Annotated in this window: 16 protein-coding genes; 6 read left to right on the top strand and 10 right to left on the bottom strand. The window is 72.3% G+C overall.

What is annotated here, in order from left to right; all coding sequences use genetic code 11:
- Positions 1-17 precede the first annotated feature (17 nt).
- Both ABFX51_RS07930 and ABFX51_RS07935 read left to right on the top strand, forming a co-directional pair.
- On the top strand, positions 18-527 hold the full coding sequence (locus ABFX51_RS07930; RefSeq protein WP_346053152.1) for a hypothetical protein: 510 nt from the start codon (positions 18-20) through the stop codon (positions 525-527).
- A 31-nt stretch (positions 528-558) separates the two neighbouring features.
- Positions 559-969 (top strand): hypothetical protein, encoded by a 411-nt coding sequence (locus ABFX51_RS07935; protein ID WP_346053154.1) that lies wholly within the window; start codon positions 559-561, stop codon positions 967-969.
- Positions 970-976: 7 nt separating this feature from the next.
- On the opposite strand, the gene ABFX51_RS07940 is transcribed toward ABFX51_RS07935, so the two are convergent.
- Together ABFX51_RS07940 and ABFX51_RS07945 are read right to left on the bottom strand one after the other, a co-directional pair.
- Positions 977-2,671, bottom strand: coding sequence for an AMP-binding protein (locus ABFX51_RS07940; protein WP_346053156.1), 1,695 nt, complete (start codon positions 2,669-2,671; stop codon positions 977-979).
- Between the two features lies 1 nt (position 2,672).
- A complete protein-coding gene (locus tag ABFX51_RS07945; protein ID WP_091503385.1) occupies positions 2,673-3,503 on the bottom strand; it encodes a crotonase/enoyl-CoA hydratase family protein in 831 nt (276 codons plus the stop codon).
- A 93-nt stretch (positions 3,504-3,596) separates the two neighbouring features.
- Here ABFX51_RS07945 and ABFX51_RS07950 point away from each other — a divergent pair, with 93 nt between their 5' ends.
- Positions 3,597-4,415 (top strand): alpha/beta fold hydrolase, encoded by an 819-nt coding sequence (locus ABFX51_RS07950; RefSeq protein WP_091503383.1) that lies wholly within the window; start codon positions 3,597-3,599, stop codon positions 4,413-4,415.
- Here the strand turns inward: ABFX51_RS07950 and cobA are convergent.
- The 5 genes from cobA to rpmB all read right to left on the bottom strand — a co-directional run bounded on the left by cobA (position 4,403) and on the right by rpmB (position 6,656).
- Positions 4,403-5,617: a uroporphyrinogen-III C-methyltransferase gene (gene cobA, locus ABFX51_RS07955; protein ID WP_091504258.1), complete on the bottom strand. Its 1,215-nt coding sequence runs from the start codon at positions 5,615-5,617 to the stop codon at positions 4,403-4,405. The two genes, ABFX51_RS07950 and cobA, sit on opposite strands and share 13 nt — an antisense overlap.
- A 106-nt stretch (positions 5,618-5,723) precedes the next feature.
- Positions 5,724-5,948: a 30S ribosomal protein S18 gene (gene rpsR, locus ABFX51_RS07960; RefSeq protein ID WP_091503381.1), complete on the bottom strand. Its 225-nt coding sequence runs from the start codon at positions 5,946-5,948 to the stop codon at positions 5,724-5,726.
- Positions 5,949-5,950: 2 nt separating this feature from the next.
- A complete protein-coding gene (gene rpsN, locus ABFX51_RS07965) occupies positions 5,951-6,256 on the bottom strand; it encodes a 30S ribosomal protein S14 (RefSeq protein WP_091503380.1) in 306 nt (101 codons plus the stop codon).
- Complete coding sequence (rpmG, locus tag ABFX51_RS07970) at positions 6,256-6,420, bottom strand: 50S ribosomal protein L33 (protein WP_091503378.1); 165 nt, start codon at positions 6,418-6,420, stop codon at positions 6,256-6,258. Before rpmG ends, rpsN begins: the two co-directional genes overlap by 1 nt.
- Entirely contained in the window at positions 6,420-6,656 is a 237-nt protein-coding gene (gene rpmB / locus ABFX51_RS07975; protein ID WP_091503376.1) for a 50S ribosomal protein L28, read from the bottom strand. Before rpmB ends, rpmG begins: the two co-directional genes overlap by 1 nt.
- Before the next feature lie 66 nt (positions 6,657-6,722).
- On the opposite strand from rpmB, the gene mrf reads away from it, so the two are divergent.
- From mrf to rpmF, 3 genes are read left to right on the top strand one after another with little or no spacing between them, the layout of a single operon-like run.
- Positions 6,723-7,892 (top strand): ribosome hibernation factor-recruiting GTPase MRF, encoded by a 1,170-nt coding sequence (mrf, locus tag ABFX51_RS07980; RefSeq protein WP_346053201.1) that lies wholly within the window; start codon positions 6,723-6,725, stop codon positions 7,890-7,892.
- On the top strand, positions 7,889-8,146 hold the full coding sequence (locus tag ABFX51_RS07985) for a type B 50S ribosomal protein L31 (protein WP_091503373.1): 258 nt from the start codon (positions 7,889-7,891) through the stop codon (positions 8,144-8,146). The genes mrf and ABFX51_RS07985 overlap by 4 nt, the downstream gene beginning before the upstream one ends.
- The gene (gene rpmF / locus ABFX51_RS07990; protein WP_346053161.1) at positions 8,146-8,304 is read left to right on the top strand and encodes a 50S ribosomal protein L32; all 159 of its coding nucleotides are present in this window, start codon (positions 8,146-8,148) and stop codon (positions 8,302-8,304) included. Before ABFX51_RS07985 ends, rpmF begins: the two co-directional genes overlap by 1 nt.
- Here rpmF and ABFX51_RS07995 read toward each other — a convergent pair.
- From ABFX51_RS07995 to ABFX51_RS08005, 3 genes are read right to left on the bottom strand one after another with little or no spacing between them, the layout of a single operon-like run.
- Positions 8,276-9,313, bottom strand: a complete 1,038-nt coding sequence (locus ABFX51_RS07995; protein WP_346053163.1) for an ABC transporter permease — start codon at positions 9,311-9,313, stop codon at positions 8,276-8,278. The genes rpmF and ABFX51_RS07995 overlap by 29 nt on opposite strands.
- The gene (locus tag ABFX51_RS08000) at positions 9,300-10,811 is read right to left on the bottom strand and encodes a sugar ABC transporter ATP-binding protein (protein WP_346053165.1); all 1,512 of its coding nucleotides are present in this window, start codon (positions 10,809-10,811) and stop codon (positions 9,300-9,302) included. Before ABFX51_RS08000 ends, ABFX51_RS07995 begins: the two co-directional genes overlap by 14 nt.
- On the bottom strand, positions 10,808-11,845 hold the full coding sequence (locus tag ABFX51_RS08005) for an ABC transporter substrate-binding protein (RefSeq protein WP_346053167.1): 1,038 nt from the start codon (positions 11,843-11,845) through the stop codon (positions 10,808-10,810). The genes ABFX51_RS08000 and ABFX51_RS08005 overlap by 4 nt, the downstream gene beginning before the upstream one ends.
- Positions 11,846-11,869 lie beyond the last annotated feature (24 nt).

An 11,869-nucleotide genomic window follows, 5' to 3' on the forward strand; every position in this document is an offset into this window, starting at 1 on the left:
ATCAGGAGGAGGCCGGGATGGGTGCTTCGAGCCGCTGGTTCGCCGCGGCCGCCCTGCTGCTGCTCACCGCGGGCTGCGCCGCGGGCGGCGACGAGCCGGCGGGCCAGGTCGCCACGCCGAAGCCGATCCCCGCGCCCGCCACCAGCACTCCCCCGCCCACCGCCGGAAGCGCCGCGCCCGAGACCACGGGCAGCGCCCCGCCCGAAGCCCAGCCGAACGCCGAAGCCCAGCCGAGCGCCGAAGCGCAGCCGAAAGCCGAAGCCGACGGGGCGTGTGGCGCCGTCACCGCCGCGAGCGGCCTGCGGCTGCAGGTGCTGCCGGACTCCACCGTGCCCTGCGCCGAGGCGACCGACCTGGTCCGCCGCTTCCAGGAACAGCTGGCGGGCAAGCAGCCCGCGGGCTCGAACCAGCCCGCGAGCGCCACCGTCGACGGCTGGCTGTGCGTCTCCGGCCCACCCGCCGCGCAGGGTGGCACCACCTGCAGCAAGCTGGACAAAACCGTGTTCGCCGGTGTGGCGAGCGAGTAGCCCTTCCCACTCCCCTTCAAGGAAACTCCCCGTGTCCGGAAAGTTTGTGCTTCGCTCGATCGGATTTGTCGCGGTGTGCCTGTTCACGCTCAGTGCGTGTGGCGGCCAGGAAGCCCCGCCTGCCCCGCCCGCCGGCGGCGGCGAGGCCCAGGCCGTGCTGGCGAGTCCGCCGGCCGAGGACGTCCAGTGCGGCACCGTCCCATCGGCCGACGGCACGCAGGCGAAGGTGATCATCCGCGAGGGCGCCGTCGAGTGCGCCGAGGCCGTCACGCTCCTGACGCAGTACTTCGCGCGCGTGACCCCGGCCGCCGCTGCCAGCCCCGACGGCGCGGGGCCGATCGCGATCGAGCCGTGGACCTGCGGCAGCGAGCCGGGCTCGGTCGTCACCGCCACCTGCTCGACCGAGGACGGTCGCGAAGTGGCCGCCGAGCCCGCCCGCTGACCGCCGCTCAGCCCTTCAGGCCGGGGAAGTCCTCCTCGCGGAACTCGCCCTCCGGGCGGCCGTCGCCCCGCTTCTCCTCCTGACCACGCAGCTCGACACGGCGGATCTTGCCCGAGATCGTCTTCGGCAGGTCGGTGAACTCCAGCCGCCGGATCCGCTTGTACGGCGCGAGGTGCTCACGGCAGAACGCGAGGATGCTCTCCGCCGTCGCCGCGTCCGGGGCGTGGCCCGCCGCGAGCACGACGTACGCCTTCGGCACCGCGAGCCGGATCGGGTCCGGCGCCGGCACAACGGCGGCCTCGGCGACCGCCTCGTGCTCCAGCAGCACGCTTTCCAGCTCGAAGGGCGAGATCCGGTAGTCCGACGCCTTGAACACGTCGTCGGTGCGGCCGACGTAGGTGATGTAGCCGTCCTCGTCGACCGAACCCACGTCGCCCGTGTGGTAGAAGCCGTTCGCGAACGCCTTCTGCGTGCGCTCCTCGTCGTCGGCGTACCCGGTCATCAGGCCCACGGGACGCTTCGCGAGGTCGAGGCAGATCTCGCCCTCCCGCGCCCGCTCCCCCGTCACCGGGTCGACGAGCGCGACCGCGAACCCGGGCAGCGGGCGGCCCATCGAGCCCGCCTTGACCGGCTGACCGGGGGTGTTGGCGACCTGGACACTGCTCTCGGTCTGCCCGAAACCGTCGCGGATGGTCACGCCCCACGCCTTCGACACCTGCTCGATGACCTCGGGGTTGAGCGGCTCCCCCGCGGCGACGACCTTGCGCGGCGGGGTCTTCAGCGCGGTGAGGTCGGCCTGGATGAGCATGCGCCACACGGTCGGCGGGGCGCAGAAGCTGGTCACGCCGCAGCGGTCCATCTGCGCCATCAGCGCGCTCGCGTCGAACCGCTGGTAGTTGTAGATGAACACGGTGGCTTCGGCGTTCCAGGGCGCGAAGACGTTGCTCCACGCGTGCTTCGCCCAGCCGGGCGAGGAGATGTTGAGGTGCACGTCGCCCGGCTCGAGCCCGATCCAGTACATCGTGGACAGGTGTCCCACCGGGTACGAGACGTGCGTGTGCTGCACGAGCTTGGGCTTCGCGGTGGTGCCCGACGTGAAGTACAGCAGCAGCGGGTCGGTGGCGGCGGTGACGCCGTCGGCCTCGAACTCGGCCGGCGCGGTGTACGCGTCGGCGAAGGACAGCCAGCCCTGCGCGGGCTCCCCCACCGCGATGCGGGTGTAGTCGCCGCTCACGTCGGCGAACTTCGGCACGTCCGCCGAGCGCACCACGACGTGCTTCGCCGCGCCGCGGTCCACGCGGTCACGCAGGTCGTCCGGCCCGAGCAGAGTGGAGGCCGGGATGATCACCGCACCCAGCTTGATCGCCGCGAGGATGGTCTCCCACAGCTCGACCTGGTTGCCCAGCATGAGGATCAGCCGGTCTCCTCGGCGCACGCCGTGCCCGCGCAGCCAGTTCGCCACGCGGTTGGACCGCTCCGCCAGCTCGGGGAACGTCCAGCGGCCCTCCGAGCCGTCCTCCTCGACGATCCACAGCGCGTACCGCTGGGCGTTGGCCTCGTCGCGAGCGATGACGTCGAACCAGTCGAGCGCCCAGTTGAACTCGCTCAGCTCGGGCCAGGTGAACTCGCGGTACGCGGTGTCGTAGTCCTCGCGGTGCGCCAGGAGGTAGTCCCGTGCCTGCCGGAAAGCGTCGCTGCTCACCCTATTCTCCCTTGAACTCCGGCTTCCGCCGCTCCATGAACGCCTGCACCGCCTCACCCAGGTCCTTGCTGGGCAGGAAGGCGGCGTTCCACGCCGATACGTACCGTAACCCGTCTTCGACCCGCTGCCGCGTGTTGATCGCGAGCACGTCCTTGACGCCCTGCACGACCAGCGGCGGGTTGGCGGCGATCTCCCCGGCCAGCTCGCGCGCGGCGGCGAGCACGGCCTCCTGATCGGCGTACACGTCGTTGACCAGGCCGATCTTCTCGGCACGCGCGGCGTCGATGTCCTTGCCCGTCAATGCCAGCTCACGCAGGTGTCCCTCGCCGATGATCCCGGCGAGCCGCTGCAAGCTGCCCAGGTCGGCGACGATCGCGACCTTGGTCTCGCGCACGCTGAACTTGGCGTCCGCGCTGGCCAGGCGCACGTCGGCGGCGGAGATGACGTCCACGCCGCCGCCGATGCACCAGCCCGCGACCGCGGCGACGATGGGGGTGCGGCATTCGGCGACCGCGGTGACCGAGTCCTGCAGCTTCCTGATCTCCTTCAGGAACTCCGTGCGCGGCCCGGCGAGGCTGTCCCCGGACAGCAGCGGCGCCCAGCTGCCCATCATCGCGGGCAGGTCGAGCCCGTAGGAGAAGTTGCGCCCGCTGCCGGTCAGCACGATCGCCCGGACCTGCGGGTCCTCGTCGAGCGCGCGGAACACCAGCGGCAGCTCGCGCCAGAAGTCGGGGCCCATCGCGTTGCCTTTGGACGGTCCCAGGAGGGTCACCTCGGCCACGGCGCCGGAGCGGTCGACGCGGAGCGACACGAGATCAGCGAAGTTACTCATAGGTAGAGAGTGCCACGCGGAGCGTGTCGATGAGGGGTGGTGGTCGGGAGAGGGGCTGGCCATCTTGGCGCATCCTCGTGGTTTCCTGGGGACATGACCCCGCACCAGCTGGAGCTCGCCGGGTCCTTCACCTTCGAAGGGCACCGGCTGGCCTACACCGAGTACGGCCAGGGCGACCGCGTGGTCGTGCTGACGCACGGGATCATGTTCACCCGCCGCATGCACGCCCCGCTCGCCCGCAGGCTCGCCGCCGAAGGGTTCCGCACGATCACGCTCGACCTGCTGGGGCACGGCGAGTCCGACCGGCCGACCGAGTCGTGGCGGTACTCGATGCCCGCGTTCGGGTTGCAGGTGCTCGCGTTGCTGGACCACCTGGAGATCGACCGCGCGGTGGTCGGCGGGACGTCGCTGGGGGCGAACGTCGCGCTGGAGGTCGGCGTGGTGGCCCCGGAGCGGACCCGCGGGCTGGTCGTGGAGATGCCGGTGCTGGACAACGCGATCGTCGCGGGGTTGCTGACGTTCGCGCCGCTGCTGTTCGCCGCGCGGTTCCTGCCGTTCACCGTCGCCGGGGTGGCCGGGCTGGCCGGACTGGTGCCGCACGGCAGCCAGTGGGTCGACGTCGTGACCGACACGCTCGAGCAGCGTCCGGCGTCGATGGCCGCGTTGCTGCACGGTGTCCTCTTCGGACGGATCGCGCCGCCGAAAGCGGTGCGGCGCACCATTTCCCCGCCCGCGCTCGTGATCGGCCACCAACGCGACCCGATCCACCCCTTCGGTGACGCGGACACGCTCGCGGCCGACCTGCCGGACGCGGAGTTCGCACAGGCCCGCAGCCCGGTGGAGCTGCGCTTCGACCCGGACCGGCTGACCGAGGTGATCGTGGACTTCGTGCGGCGCCGCTACGAACCCTGAAGCCCCGCAACGGGTCCGATCACGGTCACCGCGGGCGGGCGCACCCCGGCGGCCTTCGCGTCGGCCGCGACCGAGTCCAAAGTGGACCTCGTGATGCGCTGGGTGGGCATGGTGCCGTCCTGGATGATCGCGACGGGCGTGTCGCCGGGCCGCCCGGCGGCGAGCAGCGCGTCGGCGAACCGGTCGAGCTTGTCCACGCCCATCATGAGCACGATCGTGCCGCGCAGCCTGCCGAGCGCGTCCCAGTCGGTCAGCGACGTCTCGTGGCCCGGGGGGACGTGCCCGGACACCACGACGACCTCGTGCGCGACGCCGCGGTGGGTGACGGGCACCCCGGCGACGGCGGGTACGGAGAAGGCGCTGGTGATCCCGGGGACGACGGTGACGGGGACCCCCGCCTCGGCGCACGCGAGCAGCTCCTCGAAGCCCCGGCCGAACAGGTAGGGGTCGCCGCCCTTGAGGCGCACCACGAACTTGCCCGCCTTGGCGTGCTCGACCAGCGTCTGGTTGATGAAGTCCTGGCTGGCCGCGCGTCCGTACGGGATCTTGGCGGCGTCGACGATCTCCACGTCGGGGCGCAGCTCGTCGAGCAGCTCGCGGGGGCCGAGCCGGTCGGTCACCACCACGTCGGCGCGCGCCAGCAGGCGCCGCCCCTTGACGGTGATCAGCTCGGGGTCGCCGGGGCCGCCACCGACGAGCGCCACCCCGGGCAGCTCGCCGTCCTGGCGCGGCACGGAGTCGGCGATCACGCCGCTGTGCAGGGCCTCGACGATGTTGTCGCGGACGGCCGCCGACCGCAGCGGCTGGCCGCCGGAGAGCACGCCGACCACGAGGCCCTCGTGACGGCCCGAGGCGGCGGTGACGGCGGTGCCCTCGGCACCGTTGTCGGCCCGCACGCAGAAGATGCGGCGCCGCTCGGCCTCGGCGCAGACGGCGGCGTTGACCTCGGGGTCGTCGGTGCAGGCCAGCGCGTACCAGGCGCCGTCGAGGTCGCCGTCGGCGTAGCGGCGGCGGTGCCAGACCACCTCGCCCGCGTCGGCCATCGCCCCCACCGCCGCGGTGGTGGAGGGCGAGACGACCTCGACGGCGGCGCCCGCCCCGATCAGCCGGGGCAGGCGGCGCTGGGCGACGGTGCCGCCGCCCACCAGGACGACGCGCCGCCCGGTGAGGTCGAGGCCGACGAGGTAGTGGTCTTCGGACATGGCCACCATCATGACGGCACCGCCGCCGGACCACGAGGTCAGGCCGGGCGAGTGTGAGCAACTCCGTACTGGCGCCGCCGCCCGCGCCGGCACTTCGGGACCGCTGTCACCGGGTGCTGTAGGGCAGCAGTGCCATCTCCCTGGCGGTCTTGATCGCCGTCGCGACCTGGCGCTGCTGCTGCGGCGTCAGTCCCGTGACGCGCCGGGAGCGGATCTTCCCCCGGTCGGAGATGAACTTCCGCAGCAGCTCGGTGTCCTTCCAGTCCACTTCGGACAGGCCGGCGGCGTGCAGCAGGTTCCGCTTCCGCTTGAGCGGCCGTGGCGTGCGCATGCTCACCAGCTCGCCTTCGACACGCCCGGCAGCTCACCGCGGTGCGCCATCTCCCGCAGCCGCACCCGGGACAGCCCGAACTTGCGGAAGTAGCCGCGCGGCCGGCCGTCGGCGGCGTCGCGGTTGCGCAGCCGCACCGGGCTGGCGTCCCGCGGCAGCGCCTGCAGCGCCGACACCGCCGCGGCCCGCTCCTCCGGGGTGGACCGCGGCGAGCGGATCGTCTCCTTCAGCTCCGCCCGCCGCTCCGCGTACCGCGCGACCACGACGCGCCGCTGCGCGTCCTTCGCGATCTTCGACTGCTTCGCCATCAGCGCTCTTCCCGGAACTCGACGTGCTGCCGGGCGACCGGGTCGTACTTGCGGATGACCATCCGGTCGGGGTCGTTGCGCCGGTTCTTGCGGGTCACGTAGGTGTAGCCGGTGCCCGCGGTGGACCGCAGCTTGATGACGGGGCGGACGTCGTTCTTCGCCATTACAGCTTCACTCCCTTGGCCTTCAGTTCCGCGACAACGGCTTCGATGCCGCGCTTGTCGATCGTCTTGATGCCCTGCGCGGACACGCGCAGCCGCACCCAGCGGTTCTCGCCCGGCAGCCAGTACCGCCGGTTCTGCAGGTTCGGCTCCCAGCGGCGCGAGGTGCGCCGGTGCGAGTGCGACACCTGCTTGCCGTAACCGGGCCTGCTGCCGGTGACCTGGCAGACCTTGCTCATCCCACACCCCTAGTTGGCATCGGTTTTCATTTTCATCTAACGTACACGGGCGTGGAAACCTTCCCGATGCGCACCCCCGTGACCTTGATCGCCGGACTGGACCCGGCCGCCAACGCGCGGCTGGCCGACCAGCTCCACCGCCCCGGCACCGCGCTGGTGCACCACAACCTGCGGGAGATCACCTCGGGCGTGGTGCGCAGGCGCCTGCGCCTCGGCCACCGCGACGAGACGGTCACGCTGGAACTGGCGCACGGCTGCGTGTCCTGCACGCTGCGCGAGGACCTGCTGCCGCTGCTGCGGCGCCTCGCCGGGATGCCGGAGGTGGACCGGATCGTGGTCCGGCTCGACGAGTCCATGGAGCCGGAGCCGGTGTGCTGGGCCATCGAGAACGTGCTGGTCGGCGACCGCACGGTGAGCGAGTTCGTCGAGGTCGAGGCCGTCTGCGCCACCGTGGACCGGGCGAGCTGGCTCGACGACGCCACCGGCGACGACACGCTCGCCGAGCGCGGCCGCCAGGCCAGCCCCGAGGACGAGCGCACGGTCGCGCAGGTCGCGTTGTCCCAGGTCGAGTTCGCCGACGTGCTCGTGCTGTCCGGCACCCCGGCCGACACGTGGCAGGCGATGCGCACCGCCGCTGTGCTCGACCGCGTCGCCCCGGCGGCGCTGCGCGTCGAGCTGGGCGAACCGCTGCCCGCAGTGCCGCCGGACGCGCGCCGAGGCGAAGTCACCGACATGCACGGCCCGTTGCTACGTGGCGAGCCTCCCCTGCACCCCGACTGCGGCATCGCGGTCCTGCTGTTCACCGCGCGGCGCCCGTTCCACCCCGCCCGCCTGCACGACGCGATCGACGTCCTGCTCGACGGCGTGGTGCGCACGCGGGGACGCGCGTGGGTGGCCAGCCAGCCCGAGCGGGCGCTGTGGATCGAGTCCGCGGGCGGCGGGCTCGGGGTCGGGGACGCCGGGCCGTGGCTCGCCGCCGCGGAAGGACCCGCGTGGGAGGACGTGTCGCCGGAACGCCGCGCGCTCGCCTCACTGCGCTGGGACCCCGAGTTCGGCGACCGCGCGCAGGAACTCGTCGTCGTCACCGACCGCGCCACGCCCGAGGAGGTGTCGGGCGCACTGCGCGGCGCGCTGCTCACCGACGAAGAACTGGCGGCCGGGCCGGACGCCTGGCACGCCTACCCCGACCCGTTCGGGTCGTGGGCCGAAGTCAACGCAGGAGAGGAAGTCTCGTGAAACCCGGCATCCACCCCGACTACCACCCCGTGGTGTTCAAGGACACCGCCACCGGGGACGCGTTCCTCACGCGGTCCACCGTCACGTCCGACAAGACGATCGAGTGGTCCGACGGCGGCACCTACCCGCTCGTGCTGGTGGACATCAGCTCGTCCTCGCACCCGTTCTGGACCGGCTCGCGGCGGGTCGTGGACACCGCGGGGCAGGTCGAGAAGTTCCACCGCCGCTACGGACGACGAGGAGGGCGTGCCTGATGGCCGTGCCCAAGCGCAAGACGTCGCGCAGCAACACCCGCACCCGCCGCGCGCAGTGGAAGGCCGCCGCGCCGGACCTGGTGCCGATCGTGGTGAACGGCGAGCGCAAACTCGTGCCGCGCAGGCTGGTCAGCCACTTCCACCGCTCGGCGCGGTGACACCGGACTGCTCGCGGGCGCCGAGCCGGCCCTGGAGCTGGTCGAAGGCGACCGCGAGCAGGATCAGCACGCCGATCGCGATCCGCAGGTAGAAGGAGTTGATCCCGAGCAGGTTGCCGCCGTTGTTCAGGGTGGAGGTGATCAGCGCGCCCGCCGCCGCACCCAGCGCGCTGCCCTTCGCCCCGAACAGGCTGGCACCGCCGATGACACACGCGGCGATCGCGTCCAGCTCGTTGCCCTCGCCCATCGTCGGCACCCCGGCGTTGAGCCGGGACGCGAGCAGCACCCCGCCCAGCCCCGCGAGCAGCCCGGACAGCGCGTACACGGTGACCAGCACGCGCGCGACCGGGACGCCCGCCAGCCGCGCGGACTCCGCGTTGGAGCCGACGGCGTAGACGCAGCGGCCGAACACCGTGCGGCGCAACAGGAACCCCGCGAGCGCCACCACCACGACCGCGATGATCAGCAGGTTCGGCACGCCCCACACGGTGCCGTTGGCGATCGCCGCGAAGGAGTCCGGCAGCGGCTGGATCGTGTTGGCGTCGGTGATCACCAGCACCAGCCCGCGGGCCGCGCCCATCATGCCGAGCGTGACGATGAACGGCGGCAGCTTCGCGAACGCCACGAGCACGCCGTTGACGACACCGACGAGCGCGCCCGCGGCGACGGCGAGCAGCACCGCGAGCGGCACTCCGAACCCGGCCACCAGCAGCTGCGCGGCCACCGCGCCGGTGAGCCCGACGACCGAGCCGACCGACAGGTCGATGCCCTTGGTCAGGATCACCAGCAGCTGGCCGATCGGGATGACCGCGAACACCGCCCACTGCCGCGCGAGGTTCTCCATGTTGCCCAGCGTCAGGAAGTTCGGGCTCGCCAGCGCGAGCGCGCCGAACAGGACCACGAGCACGACGAGCCCGCCGCCCTCGCGGCCGACCGCCTCGCGCCAGCCCAGCACGCGGGTGCCGGAGTCCACTTCGGACTCCCGGACGACGAGGTCACACAGCGCCATTCGCCCTCCCGGTGCTCGCCAGTGTCAGCAGTCCCTCTTCGCTCGCCTCCGCCGCCGGCACGTCGCCGACGACGCGGCCGCGGCGCAGCACCACGATCCGGTCGACGAGGCCGAGCAGCTCCGGCAGGTACGACGACACGACGACGATCGCGAACCCGCGTGCCGCGAGGTCCCCGATCAGCGTGTACAGCTCGGCCTTCGCGCCGATGTCCACGCCCTTGGTCGGCTCGTCGAACAGCAGCACCCGCACGTCGGTGACGAGCCAGCGGGCCAGCAGCACCTTCTGCTGGTTGCCGCCGGACAGGGTGGAGACGGGTTCGTCGTAGGAGGCGGCACGCAGGCGCAGGCCGTCGAGCACTTCGTCGACCCGCTGGGCCTCGCGCCGCCGCGACAGCAGGCCACGCGACGCGATCGAGGTCAGGCTCGCGATCGAGACGTTGTCGCGGATGCTCAGCTCCGGCAGCAACCCCAGTTCCTTGCGGTCCTCCGACAGCAGGCCGATCCCGGCTTTGACGGCTTCGCGGGGGCGCCCGGGCGGCACCGGTTCGCCGTCGACCTCGACCGTGCCCGCCTCGGGCTGGTCCGCGCCGAAGATCGCCCGCAGCAGCTCGGTGCGCCCCGCGCCGAGCAGTCCCGCGATGCCGACGATCTCCCCCGCCCGCACATCGAGGTCCACCGCATGCGGGCTGCCTGGCGGCCGCAGCCCGCGGACCCGCAGCAACGGGGTGTCGGTCTCGCCACGGTCCGTAGAGGACGGGTACAGCTCCTCGACCGTCCGGCCCACCATCGCCGAGATCAGCGTGTCCTCGGTGAAGTCGGCTATCGCGCCCGTGCGTGTGACCGTGCCGTCGCGCAGCACGGTCACCCGGTCGCCGATCTCGAACATCTCCTCGAGCCGGTGGCTGACGTAGAGCACGGCCACGCCTTCGTCCCGCAACGCGGCGATCCGCCCCAGCAGCGCTTCGGCTTCCGCGCCGGACAACGCCGTGGTCGGCTCATCGAAGATGACCACCCGCGGGTCGTCGCCGAGGACCTTCGCGATCTCGACCAGCTGCCGAGTGGCGGCGGGCAGGGCGGCGACCGGAGTGGCGGGGTCGAGATCCAGGTCGACGCGGGCGAGTTTGCGGCGTGCCTGCTCACGCAGCGCTCGCCGGTCGACGACACCGGCGCGGGCGGGAAACCGGCCCATGAGGAGGTTCTCGGCGACGGACAGGTCCGGCAGCAGGCTCAGTTCCTGGTACACCGCGCCGATTCCGGCGGCCCGCGCGGCGGCGGGGGTGAGCGTCACCGGCATCGGCCGGCCGTCCACGAGGTACTCCCCCGCGTCCCGCCGCAGCGCGCCCGTGAGGACGCGGATGAGCGTGGACTTGCCGGCGCCGTTCTCCCCGGCGAGGCAGTGCACCTCGCCGGCCCGCAGCTCCAGCGACACGCCGTCGAGCGCGACCACGCCGCGGAAAGCCTTGCGCAGCCCCGAAAGCCGGATGACGGGCTCGCTCATTGGCTCGCCTGCGCGGTCGGCGGGTTGAGCAGGTCCTTGACGGCGGGGTCGTTCATGTTGCCCTGGTCGGCCAGCACCGCACCGGGGTCGAGGCTCAGCGGCACCTTCGCGCCGGTGCTCGCGGCGATCGCCTCGACGACGCCCTGGTAGCCGAAGAAGTATGGGTTCTGCACGACGAGCGCGTCGATCGAGCCGTCGGCGAGCGCGGCGTTCTCCTGCGGGTCCGAGTCGAACGCCACCACCGGCAGCGTGGCGGCGCGGCCGGTGTCCTTGATCGCCCGCGCGACGCCGTTGCCCGACATGTTGTTCGCCGCGAAGATCCCGACGAGGTCGGGCACCGCGCCGAGCGCGTCGTTCGTCTGGTTGGCGGCGGTGTTGATGTCGTTGTTGTTGAAGCGTTCCTGCCACACGGTCAGCTGCGGGCAGCTCGCCGCGAGCCCCTGCCGGAACCCCTTCGCGCGGTCGCCGAGGGCCTGCACGCCCGCGACGGCGTTCTCCAGCAGCACCCGCCCGCTCGTCCTGCCCTGCGCGGTGACGAGCTGGCACAGCCGTTGCCCGGCCTGCTCCCCCGCACGCAGGTTGTTGGTTCCGATGAACGCCTCGTTCTGCGTGGACACCGTCCCGTCGACCGTGACGACCTTGATGCCGGACTGCCGGGCGCGGTCGATCACCTTGTTCAGCGCGCTTTCGGAGTTCGCGGCGAGCACGATCGCGTCCACACCACGGGAAATCGAGTTTTCTACCAGCCGCACCTGGTCGCTCACGTCGGTCTCGGACGTGGGCCCGAAGCGGCCGACGTCGACGCCGAGGTCCTCCCCCGCGCGCTGGGCCCCGGCGAACATGCTCTGCCAGAAGGAGGAGTCGGTCGCCTTGACGATCACGTCGATCCGCAGCCCCGACGCCTTACCCGGCCCAGCGTTGCCCTGCGCGCCGCCCCCGCCGAGCGCCTTGCCGACGACGAGGCCGATCACCAGCGCCAGCACGACTCCGGCGGCCAGCAACGGGGTCGAGAACAGGATCCGGTTCCGGGCCATCGCCTCCGCCTCCCAGCGCCTCGT

Origin of the sequence: Amycolatopsis dongchuanensis (assembly GCF_039542405.1) — a bacterium.
Classification (GTDB): Bacteria; Actinomycetota; Actinomycetes; order Mycobacteriales; family Pseudonocardiaceae; genus Amycolatopsis_E; species Amycolatopsis_E sacchari.